The organism is Kribbella polygonati (assembly GCF_050320105.1).
Classification (GTDB): Bacteria; Actinomycetota; Actinomycetes; order Propionibacteriales; family Kribbellaceae; genus Kribbella.
Genome location: NZ_CP190129.1, coordinates 1403320 through 1423407, shown reverse-complemented (window position 1 = coordinate 1423407; position 20088 = coordinate 1403320). Strand labels below are relative to the sequence as shown.

Genomic DNA, 20088 nt, shown 5'->3' with positions numbered 1-20088 from the left:
GTGCCACGGACTATAGGTAGCGTTGACAACGTTGACAAGAGTTCGTTCCCACGTTGCAACCGCGTCGTCATATCCGCAGATCAGTCGATATACCAACCTTTGACAACGTTGCTCGCTCTAGGTGACACCTCTAGGCGGAAACGCTTCCAAGCGCCGTCACTCGGCGTGGCGGGCGGCCGGTTCCGGTCAGTCGAACACCGCGTCCAGCAGAAGTTCGGCCGAACGGTCCGGTTCGTTGAGAACCGCGCGGATCACATGCCGCCGGTCCCAGCGCCCGGCCGCCCAGGCGAGCGCCTTCGCCAGGCCGTCGAAGGTCGCCGCGTGCGGGGCGCCGTCGGCGTCCACCCACCACGAGACCTCGACGCCGTCCACGGTCAGCTCCTCGTGCTCCCACCAGGTGGCCGGCACCTCGGGCACCAGTTCGCGGACCAGCTCCGGTACGTCGGCCGCCGTACCGTCGCCGTCGATCTTGCCCTCGGCAACCTCGTGGGCGAGCGGTACGTCGAACAGGTCGCCGAGCCCGTCCGCGGCCGCGCCGGAGCCGATCACGAAGCCGCCGAGGTCGTGCCGCTGCACCCACATCGGGCCGTCGACGACGACCGCGTGCTCGGCGTCCGTCACCCGGGTGGTGCCGTCGGCGTCGAGGACCCGGATTCGTTCCGGAGCGTCGCCCGGGAAGAGCGCGAGCGTGCCGAGGCGGTTCCAGAGCCGGAGGAGGGCGGCCTCGTCGACGTCGCGGTCCGGGTCGGCGAGCCGGTCCAGGACGAGCGCCAGACCGTCGGCGTCCAGGTCTTCTGCGTCCCGGACCAGGCCGATCGCAGTCCGTACCTCGGGGTCGAGTTCGGCGGTCCAGTCGGGGGCCTCGTCGAGGAGGCTCGCGAGGACCGGCTCGGCGTCGGGGTCGGCGCGGCCGGCGAGCGGTTCGCCGTCGTCGAGGAGGACGTGTTCGCGGATCCACCAGGCGGCGTACGACGGTACGCCTCGCTGCTGGTCGTCCGGGCCGACGACCCGGACCTGCGTGACGAGTGCGCGGCGGAGGTCGGGGTCGGAGCCCAGTAGCTGCAGGGCTTTCGGCCAGTTGGCGTCGGTGATCCAGTCGAGGTCGCGGATCGCCTCCAGCTCGCCGACGGTCGCGCCGTACGGCGATCCGTCCGGGGCCACGTCGTACGCCCAGTCCTCGATGGCGTCGAGGTCCTGCAGCACCTCCGGGAGCCGGTCGAGCGTGACGTCGGAGGCTGTCACGACGCCGAGGGTGCTGAGCACTCCGACGGCTTGCAGCGCGGGCAGTCCGTAGCTCTCGACCAGGTCGTTGGCCACCGGCGACACCTCGTCGGGGTCCAGGACCTGCTGCGCGGCGGACCCTTCGATCACCAGGGCGTTCGCCGGAACGAGCTCGCCGTCCACGTCACGCAACGGCAGATCCGACAACCACCACAGCCCCTCAGCCTGCCCCGGATCCGCAGCAATCAGCGCGAGCACCGCCCGCGCGACCGGGTGGATACCTTCGCCCCGGCCACCCCCGCCGCCCGCCGCGTCGGCGTCGGCGTCGTGGGCGTCGTCGTGGGCGGCGTCGTGGGCGGCGTCGTGGGCGGCGTCGTGGGCGGCGTCGTGGGCGGCGGCGGCGGAGTCCGCGGCGGCGGGTGCATCCTCGCGCAGCGCGTGGGGTCCCGGGACTACGGTCCCCCAGGCCTCGGGCGCATCCGCAGGCAGCGCGTGGGGTGCCGGGACTACGGTCTCCCGGGCCTCGGGCCCGTCCGCAGGCAGCACGTGGCCTGCCGGGTCCACGCTCTCCCAGGCCTCGGGCCCGTCCGCAGGCAGCACGTGGCCTGCCGGGTCCACGCTCTCCCGGGCCCCGGGCCCGTCCGCAGGCAACACGTGGCCTGCCGGGTCCACGCTCTCCCAGGCCCCGGGCCCGTCCGCAGGCAACACGTGGCCTGCCGGGTCCACGCTTTCCCAGGCCTCGGGCCCGTCCGCAGGCAACACGTGGCTTGCCGGGTCCACGGTCTGCCAGGTGTCGGCTGCGTGTTCGACGGCGGTGCGGATGGCGGGGGTTTCGAGGAGGGAGCGGGCGGTGGCGGGGTGGGCGCCGAGGCGTTCGAGGATTGGGGAGACGGCGTCGGGGTGGACGATGCGAACGCCGTACCGGCTGAAGGCTTCGAGGGTGGTGAATGGGAGGTCGGGGCCGGGGAGGAGCAGACCGCGGGCGCCGCGGACCAGGCGGCCGTCGGCGAGTGGGACGGGGAGGGTGCCGAGGGACTCGCGGACGAGCGGGTCGGTGACCATGTTCTCGAGGGAGGTGTAGAGGTTGCGCCACCAGGACGGCGGTTCCGCTCCCCCGAGTTGGTCGACCACCTCGGAGAGCTCGAGACGCCTTACCTGCAGGGCATCCAGGGCTTGACGGTGTTCGCGCCGGGCGTGGACGAGGCCCGGCACGAGCGGTGCGAGAACCTCGGCGAACAACTCGTCGGCGCCTTCCACGACGACAGCGTCGTTCGGCCGGACGACTGATCCGTCGACGGCGCGCAGGAGTGGTACGCCCGGCAGTACGGCGCGGATCGCGTCGCGGAGCATCCGGTCGACCGTGCCCGCGGCGAGGCCGGTCGGGACCAGTCGCAGTACGTCGTCGCCTTCGTCGAAGCGGCGGCGCAGGAGCTCGCCGTACGCCGTTGCCGCTTCCTGTACGAGGCGGTCCGTCAGCGGTCCTTGGGCCACGTGCCGGCGGGTCGAGTCGAGCGGGAACGTTGCCAAGAGCAACGCTGGGAGGGAGACCGGTTCGTCCGTCGGGGTCGGTGCGTGGACAACCCCTTCCGCCGCGGTGGCAGCGTGTGGGAGCGCCCAGACAATCGACCAGGTGGGGCGGGTACGTTCCTCGGTGGGGCGGTCGGCGAGGAGGGCCTGGCGTTCCGCGGGAGTGAAGAGGCCGGTGGTGCGGTGGATGTGCCAGCGGGACTCGGCGTTCTCGAGGGTCCGGTGGGTGTCCTCGGTCTCGATCTCGATGCGTTCGAGGCCGGGGAGAGCGAGCAGCAGGGCATCGTCGGCCTCGGCCAGGAGGCGCCGTACGAGCGCGACCGCGGCGTCGTCGCGCAGCGGCAGGAGTACGGCGGTGTCGTAGCTGGCCGGCGGCTCGCCCGCAGCGTCGAACGGGAGCCGCAGTACCGGCACCTGCCCGTCCCGCCGCCTGACCTCCGTCTCCAGCGACGGCAGCTCCGCAACCGCCGCCGCGCTGTCGGCCTTGGAGAACCGCACACCGCCGGTCCGCGACAACACCACCGGCTCATCCGTCACGGCGAGCACCGCCGAAAACCCCACCCCAAACCGCCCCACCACCACCCCGCGACCTCCCGCGCCGCCCCCGCCTCCCGCGCCGCCCCCGCCTCCCGCGCCGCCCCCGCCTCCCGCGCCGCCCCCGCCTCCCGCGCCGCCCCCGCCTCCCGCGCCGCCCCCGCCTCCCGCGCCGTCCGCGCCTCCCGCGAGTGGCGGTTGGGGAGGACTTCCACCTGGTTCGGGACGAAGATCCTCCCCAACCTGGGCTTCCGGCGTGGCGACGTCGCGCTTGGCGGAGGCGCGGAGGGTTGCCAGCGACTGCACGCCCTCGGCATCCAGGGGTGCGCCCGTGTTGGCGACGACGAGCGTGTTGTTGCGGAGTTCGTACAGGACCCGACCACGTACGCCCTCCCGGAGCGCCGCGTCGGCCGCGTTCTGGGCCAGTTCGACGACCACGCGGTCGGCGTACCCGCCGAGGGCCAGTTCCTCCTCGGCGTTCGCGTCCTCGCGGAAGCGCACCGGCGCCGCCGCCCACCCCGCCAGGACCTTCTCGCGGATACCCGCCGTACCGAACACGTCGTCAGTCACGGCGGCAGGCTACTGGAACGGGCACCCCGGGTTCGGCGCGTCCTCCGACAACGGGCTGCCGGTCGGCAGCACGTACAGGACGTCGAGGATCAACGGCTTGGTCCCGAGGTTCCGCCCGACGTGCACGTGATCCGTTCCGCTCGGCTCGGTGAACGCCGCGCCGGTGCGGTACACCCCGTCGGTCGTGCAGTTCGAGTCCGAGTGCGTCAGCGTCCCCGCCTTCACGAACGCGTACAGCGTTCCGTCGTGGAAATGCCACCCGGTGGTCCCACCCGGCTGGATGGTGATCTCGCGCAGTACGTAGTCCGTCCGTCCGATCGTCGACTTCGAGATGATCGTCGCGGTCACCCCCGAGCTCGGTGTCGCGTCGGCGGCGGCCGGTATCAGCCCGATCGCCAGCCCGCCGGCGGCCACCGCGGCGAGTACTCCCCGAGTGAACATGCTGTCACCTTCGTTCTATTGTGATCCGGTGATCGCATCCGGCAGCCGGTACGCCGCACTGGGCAGCTCGTTCGCGGCCGGGCCGGGGATCAGCCCGATCGTAGAGCCGCCCGCGGGTCGTTCGGGCCGCAACTACGCCCACCTGGTCGCCTCCGAACTGGACCTCGACCTGGTCGACGTCTCGTACTCCGGCGCCACCACCGCGCACCTGCTCGACACCCGGCAGGACGACGCACCGCCGCAGCTCGACGCGCTCACCCCGGACACCGCGCTGATCACGATCACCTGCGGCGGGAACGACCTCGAGTACGTCGGCACGTTCCTGCGCGGCAGCTTCCTGAACACGATCGCGAAGCCCGCCACGATCCTCGGCCGCCGGGTCGCGAACCGGATCCGCGCGCGGGTCAGCTACCTCAAGGACGACGCGTCGTACCAGGCCGTCACCGACTCGCTGACCACCGTCGTCGAGCGGGCCCGCGAACGGTCGCCCGAGGCGCGGATCCTGCTCGTCGACTACCTCAGCCTGGTCGGTCCGGCGACGCGTCCGCGGCTCGACGTACCGCTGAACGAGGAGCAGCTGCCGAGCATCGCGATGATGGCCGACGGACTCGCGGCCGCGTTCGCGAAGGCGGCCGCGGCGACCGGCGCGGACCTGGTCGCCGCCTCCGCCGCGAGTCGTGACCACGCGATCGGGTCGGCGGAGCCGTGGACGACCGGGTTCACGATGCTGCCGCCGAACCTCGGCGGTTTCGTCCCGTACCACCCGAACGCCGCCGGCATGCGCGCGGTCGCCGACCTGATCGTGGCGGCGCTCAGGTCATGAAGGTGCGTGAGGCAACGAACGCGGACGTCGAGGCGGCGGTCGACACGTTGACGCGGGGCCTGCTCGACTACCCGATGAGCCGCGCGTGCTTCGACCCGGACGGGTACGTCGAGCGGCTCACGCAGTACCACCGGCTGTTCGTCGCGGCGATCGGGATCCCGTACGGGCGCGTGTGGGTGACCGACGACGTCCGCGCGGTCGCGGTCTGGCTGCCACCGGATCTGCCGGCCGAGGCCTTCGCGCCACACGCCGCCGAGTTCAAGGCCCTCGCGGGCTCGAAGGCAGACCTCACCGCGGAGTACGGCCAGGCGATCGCGCTCTTCCACCCGCGCACCCCGTCCTGGCTCCTCGCACTCGCCGCCGTCGACCCCGCCCACCAACGCCAGGGCCTCGGCCACGCCGTCATCGAGCCCGGCCTCGCGGCCGCCGACGCGGCCCACTCCCCCACCTTCGTAGAAACCCAGGACCCAGCAAACGTGGGCTTCTACGAGACCTTCGGCTTCACCGTCATCGCCGAACTCGAACTCCCCCACAACGGCCCCATGCACTACGCCCTCTACCGCCCGGCTCAACCATGAGCCCCCAGGTCTGGGACGCCGCAGTAACCGGCTGGCGCCGCCTCGCCGAGCGACCGGGCGTGTTCACGTGGGAACAGCACGACAACGCCGACTGCTTCTGGTGGACCGGCACCCCCAGCAAGATCGCCCACCAACTGTTCCTGAGCGCACCATCGGGACGGCCTGACCGCGTCCTTCCACGGGGCCGGGGAGATCGTGGGGGTGTTCGACGGGGAGCGGCTGGTGTCGTCGGCGACTGTGGTGGCGGCTGGGGAGACGGCGAACATCTGGTCGGTGGCCACGGCTGAGGAGGACCGGGGGCGCGGTGCGGCGTCCGTGGTGGTTGCCGCGGCGCTGGATCGGGCGGCCGCGACGGGCTGCACCCACGCCGCGCTCGGTACGTCGGACGAACTGGTGCCCTGGTACGGCCGGTTCGGGTTCGTCGAGGTCGGCCGGGAGCGCAGTGCGGTGATTACGAGCTGATCGTCCGCCAGCCAAGGATCCGGAAGCGCCAGACCCGCCGCCCACGGACCGGTTTCGGGCGATCGTCAGTACGACGACCGGCGGGCTGGCTGAGGCCGTGGGGGTGTTCGCGGCCGTCCTTCGCGAAGTGGCTGAGCGACACCATCAGGTTGAGGGGTTCCATCGGTCTGTCCTTTCTCGACGCCTACACAGGTACGTCGGACCCGACCACCGGAACTTGACATCGTCCGGCTACGAATCTTCCTCGCTCGCGATCACCAGCAGCCGGAGCAGCTCGTTCAGCTCCGTCCGCCGGCTCGGCGACAGCTGGTGGATCAGCTCGTTCTCGACCCGCAGCATGTCCCCGATCCCCCGCTCCCACAGCTCGCGCCCGGCCGGTGTCAGCGTCGCCATCACCTTGCGCCGGTCGTCCCGATCATGCGTGCGCTCGACGTACCCGCGCCGTTCCAGCGCATCCAGCCGGTTCGTCAGCGCCGCCGGCGACATCCTCAGCTGTCGTGCGAGTTCCCCGGGCGTCGCGCGGTACGGCGTACCGCCGCGTCGCAGCATGTGCAGCGTCTTGAACTCCCACAGCTGCAGCCCGTACTCCGCCAGCACCGCCTCCCGCCGCCGCTCGAGGTACCGCGTCACCACCTGAAGGCGGACCGTGATCCCCTCGACGTCCCGGTCGAGGCCGGGCAGCTCCCCCGCCCACAACTCGACATGCGTATCCACAAAGTCCTTCACCCGAAGAACTTTTCAGCAGCTGAAGGTTAGTTGTCAAATGTTTCGATATCGAAATACCTTCGAACCATGAACCACGTCGAAGCCGTCGTCACCGCCGCCACCAAACTGACGCTCGCCGGCCACTGGGCCGCCGCGTCCGACCTCCTCGCCGCCACCACGTCCGGCGATCCCGCCGAGCAGCAGGCCCTCGCGCTCGCCCGCGCCGCGGTCGCCGTCGACCACGACTTCGGGCAGCAGTCCGACCACGCCACGGCCGCGCTCGCCGCCGTACCCGCGGACTCGTGGGACCTCGCCCTGCTCAGGCTCCGCAAGGACTACGCGGACGCGCTCTTCCGCTCAGGCGACGGCGACCTCCGCGACCGCATGCTGACGCTCGTCAAGGACGCCCCCGACGACACGCGACGAGGCGCAGCGAGCTTCTGGGCCGGCGCGATCGCCGACAACGTGTACGAGCAGCCCGCGGAGGCCATCGAGCACTACAAGCTGGCGCTCGAACTGGGAGACGAGCTGACGAAAGCCCAGGCCCTGCGGCACCTCGGGCACCATTCGCATGCGGCCGGCGACCTGAAGCTCGCCCGCGAACAATGGGAGCAGTCCACCGAACTCCTGCAGCAGAACGGCCACCTGCGCCCGGCCCTCGCCCAGCAGGCCCACCTGGCGATCCTGCTGCGCGACGAAGGCGACCTCGACGGATCGGCGGCGCTCGCGACCGAAGTGAACCGCTGGGCCCGTCAGCTCGGCATCGGGTTCATCGTCGATCAGACGGAGGAGCTGATCGGGGAGCTGATGGTACGGCGAACTCCGCAGGAACGCCCGCGCTGAACGCGACGTGATCCGGCGGCCGGTCGGGCGGCTCCAGCCCCACCGACCGCAACAGGCTGTCGGCGTCCAACTCGGTCAGCGTCGCGGCGTGCAGGACCCACGGCGGGTGCACGTTCGGGAGGTACCAGGTGCGGCCGGCTCGCGCGACATGCAGCCCCCACCGAGCGGTGAGGAAGTGCTCGAGCGGGCCTGTCGGCATCCGTTCGCCCATGTCGACGCCGACGGTCGCGTGGGCGCCGGAGCCGCGGACCGTCGAGTGGTAGCTGTGGTGGTTGCCGTCGCGCACATGCGACATCCGCGCCCACCGGTACGGCAGCCCGAAGACGGTCCGCGCCGTCGCCACCACCGCGAGCCGGTCGGCGTCCAGGCTCAGGAACACGACACCACGCCGGCCGCTCTCGTCGACGGAGTACAGCCGCAGGTTCGTCTCCAGGAACGACCCGAGGTATGGAACGCCCGGCCCGCGCGGCAGTCCGGTGCCGACCATCCGGAACGGCACCAGGCCGACGTACGTGCGTCCCTCGAAGGTGTCCGGCCGCGTCCCCGGCGGGAAGAAGTGCGCGACGGCCGCGGGCTCGAAAGCCCAATGGACAAAGGTCAGCTCGAGCCACCGCTGCCGCAGGATCCGCGGTCGCGGCAACGGCGGCGCGTCCGGCCAGCTCACTCCGCGCTGGCCCGAACCTCACAACGCGGCCGGCCGTCGTTCAGCTCGCACACCATGAAGCCCGCGGTGCCCGGCTGCCACGGCATGATCGCGTCGCCCGCGATCAGCGCGTCCAGCGTCTGCAACTCCGGGTCCCGCTGCTCCGAGTGATGCCGGTACCCGGCCGCGCCCAGGGCGAGCGCGATCGCCATCCCGAGCAGGTTCACCTCGGTCGGCTGCTCCGGGACCGTGGTCCCGTCGACGGGCTCCAGCTTGATGCCGTGCTCGGGCACCTCGACGATCCGTGCAACGTACTTCATGACGTCGAGCGTAGCGGTCAGCCCGCGTCCGGTACTGCTTCTACCGTCGAAGGCATGGAGTTTCGAGCAGAGGTACCGCAGGCGGAGTTGGACGAGTTGCAGCGCCGGCTGGACGCGGCGCGCTGGCCGGATCAGTTGCCGGACGCGGGGTCGTCGTACGGCGTGGAGCTCGGCCGGCTGCGGGAGGTGACCGAGTACTGGCGGACGTCGTACGACTGGCGGCGCTTCGAGAAGCGGATGAATACGTATCCACAGTTCGTGACCGAGATCGACGGTCAACGGGTGCATTACACGCAGGCCGGCACGGGCACCCCCTTGTTGCTGCTGCACGGCTGGCCGGGCGCGGCGTCGGACTACCTGGAGGTGATGGACGCGCTCGCCGAGGACTTCACCGTGGTCGTGCCGACGATGCCCGGCTTCGGGTTCAGCGGCGTGACGACCAGCAGCGGCTGGGGCGTCGACCGGATGGCGCGCGCCTGGATCACGTTGATGGAGCAGCTCGGCTTCGAGCGGTACGGCGTCCACGGGTACGACTGGGGCGCCCGGATCGGCCCCGCCCTCGCGCGGCTCGTCCCGGAGCGGGTGATCGGCCTGCACCTCGACGGGTACTTCGTGTTCCCACGGGGCGAGGAACTGACCGAGGCGGAGCAGCAACGACTCGGCGGCCTCGACCGCTGGCAGAACGAGCGGTCCGGGTACGCCGCCATCCAGGGCACCCGCCCGCAGACGCTCGCCTATTCGTTGCTCGACTCCCCCGTCGGCCAGCTCGCCTGGAATCTCGAGTGGTACGACGACTACGGCCACAAGGAAGGTGCCATCGGCAACGACCAGATCCTCGACACCGTGACGCTGACCTGGTTGACGCGGACGGCCGGCTCCCAGGCACGCCTCTACCGCGAAGCGCAATCCGCGTGGGGCGCGCAGGTCGAGTTCTGTCCCGTACGCACCGGGCTCGCGGTGTTCCCGAACGACAGCACGGTCCGCACACTCGTCCAGCGCGAGTTCGACGTCGTGCACTACACCGAGTTCGACCGCGGCGGTCACTTCGCGGCACTGGAGGTCCCCGAACTCGTCGTCGAGGACCTCCGCGCCTTCTTCGCGAAGCTCTAGTTACCGCACACCCAGCAGGTGCTCCATCGCGAGCTGGTCCAGCTTCTCGAAGCCCAGACCGCGATCGGCCAGCGCCTCCCGGTCGTACGTCGCGTTGCGGAGCTCGTCCAGCGACTCGCCCTCGCCCAGCGTCGGCTCGGACAGCTCCGCGACCCGCGCCGCGGCCAGCGCCTCGGCGACCTCCGGGTCCGCCCGGAACGCGAGCGCCTTCTCGCGCAGGATGAGGTAGTTCCGCATGCACGCGCGGGCCGTCTCCCAGACGCCTTCCTCGTCCTCGGTCCGCGGCGGCTTGTAGTCGAAGTGGATGTGCCCCTCGTACGCCGGGTACTTTCCGGACCCCTGCAGCGCGTCGACGGTCCAGAACGCCCCGCGCAGGTTCCCGGCCCCGAACCGCAGGTCCTGGTCGAACCGCGGACCGTGCTGCCCGTTGAGGTCGATGTGGTACAGCTTCCCGTGCCACAGCGCCTGCGCGATGCCGTGCGCGTAGTTCAGCCCGGCCATCTCCTCGTGCCCGACCTCGGGGTTGATCCCGACCAGCTCCGGGTCGGCGAGATCGTTGATGAAGGCAATCGCATGGCCGATCGACGGCAGCAGGATGTCGCCGCGCGGCTCGTTCGGCTTCGGCTCCAGCGCGAACCGGATGTCGTACCCCTGCTCGCGGACGTACGCGCAGAGCAGGTCCATCGACTCCTTGTAGCGGTCCAGCGCCGCGCGGACGTCCTTCGACCCGCCCGACTCGGCGCCCTCACGACCGCCCCACAGTACGTAGGTCGTGGCGCCCAGCTCGGCCGCCAGGTCGACGTTGCGCAGCACCTTGGCCAGCGCGTACCGCCGTACCTGGCGGTCGTTGGCGGTCAGGCCGCCGTCCTTGAAGACCGGGTGGCTGAAGAGGTCGGTCGTCATCATCTCGACGCCCAGGCCGGTCTCGGCGAGCGCCTTCTTGAACCGCTCGAGCACCTGGTCCCGGGTGCTGTCGTCCGGTACGACGTCCTGGTCGTGGAACGTCACCGCGGCGGCGCCGAGCTCCGCCAGCTTCTCGACCGTGTGGACCGGGTCCATCGCCGGGCGGACCGCCGTACCGAAGACGTCGACGCCCTGCCAGCCGACGGTCCACAGCCCGAACGAGAACTTGTCGTCCCTCGACGGCGTGTAGTCACTCATTGCGCAATCTCCTGCCATTGACGTGAGTTCGAACTGGCCTCGACCGCGGCCAGCACGCGCTGGACCTGCAGCCCGTCCGCGAACGACGGCGCCGGATCGGTACCGTCGGCGATCGCGGTGACCAGGTCGACTGCCTGGTGGGTGAACCCGTGCTCGTAGCCGAGCAGGTGGCCCGGCGGCCACCACGCGGCGACGTACGGGTGGTCGGGTTCGGTGGCGAGGATCCGGCGGAAGCCCGCGGTCCTCGCGTCGTCCGCTGCGTCGTAGTAGTGCAGCAGGTTCATGTCCTCGAAGTCGAACGCCAGACTGCCGAGGCTGCCGTTGATCTCGATCCGGATCGCGTTCTTCCGCCCGGTCGCGAACCGGGTCGCCTCGAAGACCCCCAGCGCACCGCCGCGGAACGTCGCCAGGAACACCGCGGCGTCGTCGACCGTGACCGGGCCGCGTTCGGTGCCCGCCGTACCGGCCAGGCCCGAGTGCTCGGCCGCGACCGGGCGCTCCTTGACGAACGTCTCGAGTCGCGCGGAGACCTCGCCGATCGTGTCGCCGGTGATGTACTGCGTCATGTCGACGATGTGCGCGCCGATGTCGCCGAGCGCGCCGGAGCCGGCCTTGGCCTTGTCCAGCCGCCAGGACAGCGGCGCCTCCGGGTCCGCGATCCAGTCCTGCAGGTACTGCGCGCGGACGTGCCGGATCGTCCCGAGCTTGCCCTCGGCAACGAGCTGCCTCGCCAGCGCGATGGCCGGGACCCGTCGGTAGGTGAACCCGACCATCGACCGGATCCCCTTGGCCTTGGCCGCTTCCGCCGCGGCCGTCATCGCCTCCGCCTGCTCGACGGTGTTGGCCAGCGGCTTCTCGCACAGCACGTGCTTGCCGGCCTCGAGCGCGGCGATCGCGATCTCGGCGTGGCTGTCGCCCGGCGTACAGACGTCGACCAGCTGGACGTCGTCGCGCTCGATCGCCGTGCGCCAGTCGGTCTCGGTCGCCTTCCAGCCGAGCTTGGCGGCAGCCGCCTGGACGGCCTCGGCGTTGCGGCCGCAGAGGACATTCATCTCGGGTTCGAGCGGCAGGTCGAAGAAGCGCGGCGCGCTCCGCCAGGCCTGCGAATGGGCCGCGCCCATGAACGCGTAGCCGATCAGGCCGATGCCCAGGTTCGTCATGACTCTCCTAGCTGTGTCGGGTCGGCGAATACTTGGTCCAGACAGATCTGCGCGCCGCCGCGGACCGCGGCCCCGAACCCCAGGTCCGACCGGACGACCCGGCAGCCGCCGCCGTCCGGTGCGAGCACGCGCTCCCGCAACGCCTTCGCCAGCGGCGCTTCCAGCCACGGGCCGAGGACGGCGAAGTACCCGCCGAGCACGAGCACGGCCGGGTTCAGGATGTTCACCAGGATCGCGCCGCCGATGCCGAGCCAGGTGCCCACGTCGTTCAGCGCGTCGAGGGTCCGGACATCGCCCGCCTCGGCGCGCTCCACGATCGCGGCCAGCCGGCGCTCGACGTCCAGCTCCGGGTCCCGGACCGGGTCGTCGGCGTCCGTTGCCTGGCGCAACAGTGCGGTCAGGCCGACGACGGTCTCCCAGCAGCCGGTCCGCCCGCATCCGCAGGGCTGTCCGGCGGGTGCGACCGGCATGTGGCCGACTTCTCCGCTGTACCCGTGCGCGCCGCGGAGCAGCTGTCCGCCGGACACCACTCCACCGCCGACGCCGACGGCGCCGGTGAGCAGGACGAGATCGTGCTCGCGGAGTTCGGCGTACGCGGCCAGGGTGGCGAGGTTCGCCTCGTTGTCCACCTGCAGCGGGTAGGTCGGTTCGCCGAGGCGGGCGCGCATCTCCTTCGCGACGGACAGGTCGTTCCAGCCGAGGTTCGGGGCGAGTTTCAGCTCACCGGTCTCACCTTCGACCAGGCCCGGTACGGCGAGCGTGACGCCGGCCAGTCGTCCGCCGCGGGCGTCCACCGCGTCGACGGCTTCGCGGACGAGGTCGGCGAACCGGTCGAGCGTCGTACCGGGCCCGAGGTGCGCGACGTCCGCCGGGACGCGCTTCTCGTGGACGACGTTGCCCGTGAGGTCGAGCGCGACGACGGCGAGGTACTCGACGTTGATCTCGGCGCCGATCCCGCAGACGCCCGTACCGTCCACCTCGACCAACTGCCCCGGGCGGCCGAGCGCGCGACTGGAGTCGGCGGACCCCTCGCGGAGCAGACCACGTTCGACGAGCTCGGCGACCAGGCTGCTGACGGTCGCCTTGTTCAGCCCGGTCTCCTCGGCGATCCGGGCACGCGAGCGCGGACCGAGGTCGTGCACGTGCCGCAGTACCACCGAGAGGTTGTTCCGCCGGAGCGCGACGTGGTCGGCAGCAACACCCCGGATCACCATCGCGCACCCTCTCCCGACTTTGTCTGTTGATCCAACAAACTAAGTTCAGCCAGGCGAGCAGTCAAGAGCTCCGGAGCCCTGGACTTCCTACAGATCACGGTCGGCTACCAGGGCTGGTTCGCCTGCGCCGGGGACGGGGCGCCGATCAACGGGTGGTGGCATTGGAGCCACGACTGGGGTCAACCGCCGTCGCCGACGAACACCGCGGTCGTCAGCTGGCCGGACGTGCGCGACTTCGCCTCGACGTACCAGACCGCCTACCCGAATCTCGGAAACGGGCAGGGCGCCCGGCTGTTCTCGTCGTACGACCAGCAGACCGTGAACACGCACTTCCAGTGGATGCAGGAGAACGGCTACGACACAGCCGCGCTGCAGCGGTTCAACCCGACGGGCGGCGAAGGCCCGACGCGGGACGCGATGGCCGTCAAGGTCCGGCAGGCGGCGGAGCAGTACGGCCGGAAGTTCTACATCATTTACGACGCCGGTGGTGTGCATCTGGGGTTTCGGGTTCGACGACCCGAACCACACCTGGCCGCCGGACGTCTGCCTCGACGTCGTGAACTGGTTCAAAGGGCAGGGCTGCTCCGTGATCGGCGGCGTACCGACCCATTGGCTGCCGGGGAACGAGGACTCGCGGCCCGGGTACCTCGACGTGTACCACGCGTTCGACATGCTGTCGCCGTGGATGGTCGGGCGGATCAGCGACCTGGCCGGCGCGGACCACTTCTACAACAACGTGAACCCGCAGGACCAGGCGGACTGCGACGCCCACGGGATCGACTACCAGCCGTGTGTGATCCCCGGCGACCTGCAGTCCGGGCATCGGCTGCACGGGGACCTGATGTGGCGGCAGTTCTACAACCTGACGCGGGTCGGCATCCAAGGCCTGTACATCTCGATGTTCGACGAGTTCAACGAGGGCAACCAGATCGCGAAGACCGCCGAGACGTCGGCCTTCGTGCCGACCGGATCCGGGATCCGCGCGCTCGACGAGGACGGTACGGCGTGCTCCGCGGACTACTACCTGCGGCTGACCGCCGACGGCGGCCGGATGTTCAAGGGACAGGCGCCGGTGACCTCGATCCGTCCGACACCGCCGCAGGTCTAGAAGAGCTCCATGCTGTCGGCGGTGGCGGTGATGACCGGGTTGTCGAAGTACAGGCGGCAGGCGACGGCGTGGCCCGCGCAGGTGAGGAGCGCCGGGCCGGCCGCGTCGACGACCCGGTACGCGACCGGGTGACTGCAGCGCTCGACGTCGCCGACGTTCTCGCGGTGGCAGCCGAGGACATGGCAGGTGATCGTGTCGCCGAGGTTCATCAGCGTCAGCCCGTGCTCGGGGCAGACGCCCCAGCCGACGCCGCACGCCTGGCCTTCGTTCGCGGCCAGCCGGACGAGCTTGCCGGCGGTCGCCTCCAGCCGGCTCGCCAGGTCCCGGAACGTGGTCACCGCGTGATCCAGGTCGCGCCGGAACCGGCGCAGCTCGACGGACTCCGGCATCGTCTGGGTCGCGGCCTGCAGGTCCTCGGCGAGCGTCATCGCCGCGACCGCGATCTCGTCGACCCGGACGGGCGTGTTGAACTGCCGCAGCGTCGTACCGTTCGGGTCGCGGGGCCGGTCGCGGACCTCCGACAGCCACTCGGAGCGCCGTACGACGTCCTCCGGCGGGTCGAGGTGGACCTCGCCGACGCGCTGCCCGGGCTGCCACTCGCCCGGCGGCTCGAGGTAAGTGCCTGATTGCGGAGCGTGACCGTTAGTGGATCCGTTCGCCGGCGCGGTCCCGTTCGTCGGGATCCGACTGTCCTCCGCTGTCCGCCCGTTCATACAGCCTCACTCGTCCCAGTCCCCTGTGGTACCTCGGTGGCCGATCGTGCCATGGTTCCGGCACTCAGGACCAGAGGGAAACAGCGGCGTCACGCACCGCGCCCCCGTCCTTGCGGACAGCAACGAACGACCCCCGATTACCGACACTCTCCCCCGTCACAGGGGCATCGAATCACCGCGATGGGGTTACTCAACGCGATCTTTGCATTTCCGGACGGACGGTCGTCACGCTGTCGCTGTCAGCTGCTCACGGAGGAACTCAACGGCCCGGTCGCGGGCGTGGTACGCCGAGTTCGGCGGGCTCTCGCGCAGGTCCCGGGTGAGCACCGAATGGGCGCTCCGGGGGTACCCGTCGGCGTTGCCGGGACCGGAGTCGAGCTCGATCACCTCGAGCGCGTCGCCCAGCTGCTCACGCAGCGTCGCGAACCGCTCGGCCGGCGCCATCCGGTCCCGGCTGAACCGGAGCCCGAGCACACACAGCCCGTCGGTGCGCGTGCGTTCCTTGATCTTGTCGAGTTCTTGCTGCGACAGACCGGGGTCGCGGCGCAGTTTCGGGCTGACCGCGAACGGCGTCGACGGCTGGCTCAGCACCGGAGCCGTCACCACATCCTCGACCGCGGTAGCCAATGCGAACCCGCCGGTGAAGCACATCCCGATCACGCCGACCCCACGGCCCGGCGTACGTCCGGCCAGGTCGGTCGCGACGGCCCGCAGGTACTTCGTGATCGGCCGCTCGGCGTTCGCCGCGAAGCACCGGAACTCCTTGGAGACACACAGCCGCGCGATCACGCCCAGGGTGTAGTTCGCCGTCTCCGGGCGTCCCGGCGTACCGAACGGGGACGGGATCACGACGGTGAACCCCGCGTCGACCAGGTGCTCGCCGAACGCGGCCACCTCGGGCGTGAGACCGGGGATCTCGGGAATCAGGACGACGCCCGGGCCGTCGCCCTTCTCGAAACAGTCGACGTCAGGCCGCCGCCGGTGAACGGCGCGCGCTTCCAGGAGGACAGCATGCCGAGGACTCTAGGGGTTGTAGTGCTGGATCGCGCCGCCTGCCGACAGGTCGACGAGGGTGTGGGCGAGGGACTTCGCGTCCGCGAGGACTTCCTGGAGGTCCATCGTGGTGAGTTCACGATCGCGTACGACGACCTGGCCGGCGACGAGGACCGTGACGACGTCGGCGGCGCGGACGGAGTACACGAGGGCGGCGCGCGGGTCGTGGAGCGGCTGGTTGTGGGGTGCGCTGAGGTCCACGAGCGTGATGTCGGCCTGGTAGCCGGGTTCGAGTACGCCGACCCGTCCTTTGAGACCGGCCGCGGCGGCGCTTCCCCGGGTCGCCAGCCGAAGCGTGTCGGAGAGGGTCATCCATTCGGCGTCGTGCTCGCGTTGCTTCTGGGTGAGCGCGACCATCCGGATCGCCTCCCACACGTCGAGCGTGTTGTGCACGGCCGCGCCGTCGGTGCCGACTCCTACTGGGACACCCGCGTTGCGGAGGCCTTTGATCGGCGTGACCTCGCCCATCGCGAGCTTCAGGTAGACCTTCGGGCAGGACGCCACCGCCGTACGGTCGGCGTACTGCTGCAGGATCGGCAGGTCGTGGTCGCGGATCCCGCAGCCGTGGGCGATCAGTGCGCCGGCGTCGAGTACGCCCGTACGTTCCAGGACCTGGATCGGCGTCACCCCGTGCTTGTCGATCGACGCCTGGGTCTGCTCGTCGGTCTCGGCGGCGTGCAGGTGGATACGGAAACCCTCCGCCCGCGCGATGTCCGCCGTACGCCGGAGATCGTCGTCGTCGACCGTGTACGTCGCGTGCGGCCCGAGGCTCGCGGTGATCCGCGGATGCAACTCCCGCAGCTCCCGGGTGACGTCGAACGCCGCTTCCACATCCTGCTCGGTGGACGAGAAGTACGTCGGCGCGAGGTCCGCCCGGATGCCCGCCTCCACCGCGACCGCGGCGATCTGGTCCGCGTGGAAGTAGTGGTCGACGAACGTCGTCACCCCACCCAGCAACATCTCCGCACACGCCAGCCGCGCCCCCACCCGGACCCGCTCCGGCGTCAGATTCACCTCCATCGGCCAGACCCGCCGATTGAACCAGTCCTCGATCGCCAGATCCTCCGCGGCGCCCCGCATCATCACCATCGGACTGTGCGTATGCGAGTTGATCAGCCCCGCCACCGCCAACAGCCCGCTTCCATCCACCACCTCCGCACCGACCACCTCACCACCGGTCGGCACGATCGCGACAATCAGGTCGTCCTCCACCCAAACGTCCCGCCCCTCCTCAACCCGGCACTCCCCCACCTCCGGCACCACCAGCACCGCCACATCCCGAACCACCAACCGCCCCATACCAACCTCCAGCCCATGAACCACCAGTCTCCCGAACCCACCGGTCCACCCGCGGCCGGCGGACCGTCCGGCCGCTACGGTCGTGCGGGTGGATGTGGACTGGAACGCTGAGGTTGTCGATCAAATTGACGTGCATTGGCGGGAGCGGCTTCGGCCTCGGTTGGAGGGGCTGAGTGACGACGAGTACTTCTGGCAGCCGGTCGCCGACTGCTGGACGCTGAGTCGTCGGGGCGAGAGTTCTGCGCCGATCTCGTTCGGGGGCGGTGAGTTCACGATGGACTACGCCGAACCGCCGCACGAGCGGGAACCCGTCACCACGATCGCCTGGCGGCTGGCGCACCTCATCGGCGGGATGGCATCGACGAACGACATCGACACCTACTGTTACGCAGGCACGGCCAGCGAAGCGCTGCGGCAGCTCGACGACGAGTACGCGACCTGGCTGGACGGCGTACGCCGCCTCGGCACGGCCGGACTCGCCGCGCCGCAGGGCGAGCCGCCCGCCTTCGCCCACGCACCGATGGCGAAGAAGATCCTCTACACGAACGTCGAACTCATCCACCACGGCGCCGAGATCTGCCTGCTCCGCGACCTGTACCTCCGGCTGGGTTCCGCTCAGTAGTCGGCGGCCTCCAGCGCGGCGGCGATCGGCTCCAGCAGCGTGATCAGTTCGTCGAGCTCGGCGGCCGTGAGTACGTCGTACGCGGGCGCCGCCAGCTCGTCGGTGAGTGCCTCGATCCGGGCCTTGAGATCACGGCCGGCCTCGGTGAAGCTGCCGGCTGGGCTCACCAGCCCGCGGTCGCGGAGACCGTCGACGACTCCGGCGAGCTGCGCCTTCGGCAGGTGATGGACCCGGCCGAACTCCTCCGCCCGCATCCCGGCGCCGAGCGCGGCCAGTACGTGCGCCTCGGTCCCGCCGATCCCGTGCGCGACCAGCGCGATGTTGTGGCCGTCACCCCGGTGCTCCCGCAACAGCGTCGCCGCATGCCAGAGCTTCGCGACCGGCTCCTCCGGTACGTCGAGCGCCCGCAGACCGGCGTACAACACGCGCCCCTCGGTCGGCGCACTGTACGCCGCCCGCGTGGCCAGCTCGGCGGCCCGCGCGAGACCGGCCGAATCGGCAAGCTCGTCCCCGATCAACTGCCGAAGCGCCTTGGCACTCCCCCGCTCCCGCACGGCCAGCGCATCCTCGGGCGTGATCTTCCCCCACACCCACGGGATATGCCGCGCCACCTCACCGTCCGCAAAGTTGTAGAACACCGAATGCACCACCTCAGCCGGCGCCAACCCAAGCGGCGCCGCCCGCCCCGCGAAGTACCCGTCCCAGTAGTTCCGCATCCCCACAGCCAAGAACTCCTCGGTCGGCACGTCGGAAAACGTGACAGTCCCGATCGGCTCAACGAACCCGAACATCCGACGAACCTTCACCAGCGAATGCACCACCGCCACCATCTCCTCCACTAGCCCGGCGCCCCAACGGACACCCTCTCGCCCATGCGACGAACAACCCACCCCGAGTTCGACACCCGGCCGCCGGCGGATGCGAAAAACTCAACCGCGGCCGCACGAGCCTCAATCGCGCACGGCTCGGGGCGTCACCATTTTGGGGTGTGGGTGGCGAATAGGCGGTGGGCGATTCGTACCAGTTCGGCGCGTACGGATGGGGGTTCGAGGACTTGGATGCCTTCGCCGAGGTAGATCAGCTCGCAGGCGGCTTCGTGGACCGAGGTGAAGGTTGCCTTGAAGCGGCGTGGGGTTCCGGTGGGGCCGTCGGCTGGGCGGAGTTGGGTGTCTTCGGAGAGCGCCGTGACGACGCGGGCGAGGTCGGCCGGGCGGACCTGGAACTCCACCTCGACACGGTTGCTCGCGCAGGGTACGCGGCGGCGGGTGACGTCCTCCCAGGCCCGGATGAGGTCGAAGTCGTCGGGCCGGTCGACGGGGTCGGTCGTCGGGTCCGCGTTGGTGGCCCAGGAGACGCGAAAGGTTCGCAGGCCCGCGCCCATGCCGGCGACGAGGTACCAGATGGCGCTCTTGGACACCAAGCCGTACGGATGGACGCGGTGAACTGCCGCATCGGCTCCGGGTGGGGCGTAGGTGAGGTCTACCTGGACTCCGGCGAGTACGGCGTCCCGCAACGGTGTGAGCGTGGCAGGCGCGGGTGGTGCGGTTCGGCCCCACCGCGTCGGGTCGATGTGGATGGCCTGCCGAGTGCGGTCGGCCTGCGCGCGAGTGGTCGCGGGGAGGGCGTCGAGGAGCTTGCGGACTGCTGAGGTGACCCCGTGTTCCAGCCCAAGGCCGGCCAGCAACTCCGGCCCGGTGACCAGGAACAGCGCTTGCGCCTCCTGCGTGGTCAGCGCCGACAGGTTGATCGCCGGACCGTCGAGCAGCGCCCACCCACCGCCGCGTCCGCGTTCGGAATACAGCGGCAGACCGGACAGCAGCAACGCGTCCAGGTCCCGGCGGATCGTTCGCTCGGAGACGTCGAGGCGCCGTGCCAACTCGGGCGCGGTCATTCTTCGGTGCGCTTGCAGCAGCAGCGCGATCGCCACCAAACGCTCAGCGCGCATTACCGCAAATTAGCAGAGAAACAGGACATACGGCTG

Annotated in this window: 21 protein-coding genes; 7 read left to right on the top strand and 14 right to left on the bottom strand. The window is 70.5% G+C overall.

The annotated features are described in order from the left end of the window. Positions 1–186: 186 nt before the first annotated feature. Positions 187–3852 (bottom strand): sacsin N-terminal ATP-binding-like domain-containing protein, encoded by a 3666-nt coding sequence (locus ACQHIV_RS06740; RefSeq protein WP_427892583.1) that lies wholly within the window; start codon positions 3850–3852, stop codon positions 187–189. Between the two features lie 9 nt (positions 3853–3861). After that, positions 3862–4293: a cupin domain-containing protein gene (locus ACQHIV_RS06735; RefSeq protein WP_427892582.1), complete on the bottom strand. Its 432-nt coding sequence runs from the start codon at positions 4291–4293 to the stop codon at positions 3862–3864. Positions 4294–4321: 28 nt separating this feature from the next. Between ACQHIV_RS06735 and ACQHIV_RS06730 the strand changes: the two genes are divergently transcribed. From ACQHIV_RS06730 to ACQHIV_RS06720, 3 genes are all read left to right on the top strand, one after another. Beyond that, the gene (locus tag ACQHIV_RS06730; protein ID WP_427892581.1) at positions 4322–5116 is read left to right on the top strand and encodes an SGNH/GDSL hydrolase family protein; all 795 of its coding nucleotides are present in this window, start codon (positions 4322–4324) and stop codon (positions 5114–5116) included. Between the two features lie 2 nt (positions 5117–5118). After that, positions 5119–5694, top strand: coding sequence for a GNAT family N-acetyltransferase (locus tag ACQHIV_RS06725; protein ID WP_427892580.1), 576 nt, complete (start codon positions 5119–5121; stop codon positions 5692–5694). A 162-nt stretch (positions 5695–5856) separates the two neighbouring features. After that, on the top strand, positions 5857–6156 hold the full coding sequence (locus ACQHIV_RS06720; RefSeq protein WP_427896418.1) for a GNAT family N-acetyltransferase: 300 nt from the start codon (positions 5857–5859) through the stop codon (positions 6154–6156). Here the strand turns inward: ACQHIV_RS06720 and ACQHIV_RS06715 are convergent. Beyond that, on the bottom strand, positions 6146–6319 hold the full coding sequence (locus ACQHIV_RS06715; RefSeq protein WP_427892579.1) for a hypothetical protein: 174 nt from the start codon (positions 6317–6319) through the stop codon (positions 6146–6148). The genes ACQHIV_RS06720 and ACQHIV_RS06715 overlap by 11 nt on opposite strands. Before the next feature lie 68 nt (positions 6320–6387). Then, positions 6388–6882, bottom strand: a complete 495-nt coding sequence (locus ACQHIV_RS06710) for a MarR family winged helix-turn-helix transcriptional regulator (protein WP_427892578.1) — start codon at positions 6880–6882, stop codon at positions 6388–6390. 66 nt (positions 6883–6948) lie between these two features. Here ACQHIV_RS06710 and ACQHIV_RS06705 point away from each other — a divergent pair, with 66 nt between their 5' ends. Beyond that, on the top strand, positions 6949–7704 hold the full coding sequence (locus tag ACQHIV_RS06705; protein ID WP_427892577.1) for a hypothetical protein: 756 nt from the start codon (positions 6949–6951) through the stop codon (positions 7702–7704). On the opposite strand, the gene ACQHIV_RS06700 is transcribed toward ACQHIV_RS06705, so the two are convergent. Further along, positions 7631–8368, bottom strand: coding sequence for a YqjF family protein (locus tag ACQHIV_RS06700; protein WP_427892576.1), 738 nt, complete (start codon positions 8366–8368; stop codon positions 7631–7633). The genes ACQHIV_RS06705 and ACQHIV_RS06700 overlap by 74 nt on opposite strands. Beyond that, entirely contained in the window at positions 8365–8667 is a 303-nt protein-coding gene (locus tag ACQHIV_RS06695; protein ID WP_427892575.1) for a hypothetical protein, read from the bottom strand. The genes ACQHIV_RS06700 and ACQHIV_RS06695 overlap by 4 nt, the downstream gene beginning before the upstream one ends. A 54-nt stretch (positions 8668–8721) precedes the next feature. Between ACQHIV_RS06695 and ACQHIV_RS06690 the strand changes: the two genes are divergently transcribed. Beyond that, positions 8722–9777, top strand: coding sequence for an epoxide hydrolase family protein (locus ACQHIV_RS06690; RefSeq protein ID WP_427892574.1), 1056 nt, complete (start codon positions 8722–8724; stop codon positions 9775–9777). On the opposite strand, the gene xylA is transcribed toward ACQHIV_RS06690, so the two are convergent. Genes xylA through ACQHIV_RS06675 form a run of 3 tightly spaced genes read right to left on the bottom strand, consistent with a single transcriptional unit; the run spans position 9778 to position 13312 of the window. Continuing rightward, entirely contained in the window at positions 9778–10938 is a 1161-nt protein-coding gene (xylA, locus tag ACQHIV_RS06685; protein ID WP_427892573.1) for a xylose isomerase, read from the bottom strand. Further along, positions 10935–12098, bottom strand: coding sequence for a Gfo/Idh/MocA family protein (locus ACQHIV_RS06680; protein WP_427892572.1), 1164 nt, complete (start codon positions 12096–12098; stop codon positions 10935–10937). Before ACQHIV_RS06680 ends, xylA begins: the two co-directional genes overlap by 4 nt. Then, the gene (locus tag ACQHIV_RS06675; RefSeq protein WP_427892571.1) at positions 12095–13312 is read right to left on the bottom strand and encodes an ROK family protein; all 1218 of its coding nucleotides are present in this window, start codon (positions 13310–13312) and stop codon (positions 12095–12097) included. The genes ACQHIV_RS06680 and ACQHIV_RS06675 overlap by 4 nt, the downstream gene beginning before the upstream one ends. Before the next feature lie 487 nt (positions 13313–13799). On the opposite strand from ACQHIV_RS06675, the gene ACQHIV_RS06670 reads away from it, so the two are divergent. Then, entirely contained in the window at positions 13800–14420 is a 621-nt protein-coding gene (locus ACQHIV_RS06670) for a hypothetical protein (RefSeq protein ID WP_427892570.1), read from the top strand. Here ACQHIV_RS06670 and ACQHIV_RS06665 read toward each other — a convergent pair. The 3 genes from ACQHIV_RS06665 to ACQHIV_RS06655 form a co-directional block, all read right to left on the bottom strand. Then, entirely contained in the window at positions 14417–15133 is a 717-nt protein-coding gene (locus ACQHIV_RS06665; protein WP_427892569.1) for a hypothetical protein, read from the bottom strand. The two genes, ACQHIV_RS06670 and ACQHIV_RS06665, sit on opposite strands and share 4 nt — an antisense overlap. A 225-nt stretch (positions 15134–15358) precedes the next feature. Beyond that, positions 15359–16135 (bottom strand): dienelactone hydrolase family protein, encoded by a 777-nt coding sequence (locus ACQHIV_RS06660; RefSeq protein ID WP_427896416.1) that lies wholly within the window; start codon positions 16133–16135, stop codon positions 15359–15361. 21 nt (positions 16136–16156) lie between these two features. Next, positions 16157–17485 (bottom strand): amidohydrolase, encoded by a 1329-nt coding sequence (locus ACQHIV_RS06655; RefSeq protein ID WP_427892568.1) that lies wholly within the window; start codon positions 17483–17485, stop codon positions 16157–16159. Positions 17486–17573: 88 nt separating this feature from the next. Between ACQHIV_RS06655 and ACQHIV_RS06650 the strand changes: the two genes are divergently transcribed. Beyond that, positions 17574–18107, top strand: a complete 534-nt coding sequence (locus ACQHIV_RS06650) for a DinB family protein (protein WP_427892567.1) — start codon at positions 17574–17576, stop codon at positions 18105–18107. On the opposite strand, the gene ACQHIV_RS06645 is transcribed toward ACQHIV_RS06650, so the two are convergent. Continuing rightward, positions 18101–18898, bottom strand: a complete 798-nt coding sequence (locus ACQHIV_RS06645; RefSeq protein WP_427892566.1) for a MarR family winged helix-turn-helix transcriptional regulator — start codon at positions 18896–18898, stop codon at positions 18101–18103. The genes ACQHIV_RS06650 and ACQHIV_RS06645 overlap by 7 nt on opposite strands. A 182-nt stretch (positions 18899–19080) precedes the next feature. Further along, the gene (locus ACQHIV_RS06640; RefSeq protein WP_427892565.1) at positions 19081–20052 is read right to left on the bottom strand and encodes a helix-turn-helix transcriptional regulator; all 972 of its coding nucleotides are present in this window, start codon (positions 20050–20052) and stop codon (positions 19081–19083) included. Between the last annotated feature and the right edge of the window lie 36 nt (positions 20053–20088).

Excerpts from the sequence above, each read along its gene's own strand:
- ACQHIV_RS06735 (WP_427892582.1), bottom strand. The coding sequence starts at position 4,293 with ATGTTCACTCGGGGAGTACTCGCCGCGGTGGCCGCCGGCGGGCTGGCG.
- ACQHIV_RS06715 (WP_427892579.1), bottom strand. The coding sequence starts at position 6,319 with ATGGAACCCCTCAACCTGATGGTGTCGCTCAGCCACTTCGCGAAGGAC.
- ACQHIV_RS06705 (WP_427892577.1), top strand. The coding sequence starts at position 6,949 with ATGAACCACGTCGAAGCCGTCGTCACCGCCGCCACCAAACTGACGCTC.
- ACQHIV_RS06695 (WP_427892575.1), bottom strand. The coding sequence starts at position 8,667 with ATGAAGTACGTTGCACGGATCGTCGAGGTGCCCGAGCACGGCATCAAG.
- ACQHIV_RS06690 (WP_427892574.1), top strand. The coding sequence starts at position 8,722 with ATGGAGTTTCGAGCAGAGGTACCGCAGGCGGAGTTGGACGAGTTGCAG.
- xylA (WP_427892573.1), bottom strand. The coding sequence starts at position 10,938 with ATGAGTGACTACACGCCGTCGAGGGACGACAAGTTCTCGTTCGGGCTG.
- ACQHIV_RS06680 (WP_427892572.1), bottom strand. The coding sequence starts at position 12,098 with ATGACGAACCTGGGCATCGGCCTGATCGGCTACGCGTTCATGGGCGCG.
- ACQHIV_RS06675 (WP_427892571.1), bottom strand. The coding sequence starts at position 13,312 with ATGGTGATCCGGGGTGTTGCTGCCGACCACGTCGCGCTCCGGCGGAAC.
- ACQHIV_RS06665 (WP_427892569.1), bottom strand. The coding sequence starts at position 15,133 with ATGAACGGGCGGACAGCGGAGGACAGTCGGATCCCGACGAACGGGACC.
- ACQHIV_RS06655 (WP_427892568.1), bottom strand. The coding sequence starts at position 17,485 with ATGGGGCGGTTGGTGGTTCGGGATGTGGCGGTGCTGGTGGTGCCGGAG.
- ACQHIV_RS06645 (WP_427892566.1), bottom strand. The coding sequence starts at position 18,898 with ATGTTCGGGTTCGTTGAGCCGATCGGGACTGTCACGTTTTCCGACGTG.
- ACQHIV_RS06640 (WP_427892565.1), bottom strand. The coding sequence starts at position 20,052 with ATGCGCGCTGAGCGTTTGGTGGCGATCGCGCTGCTGCTGCAAGCGCAC.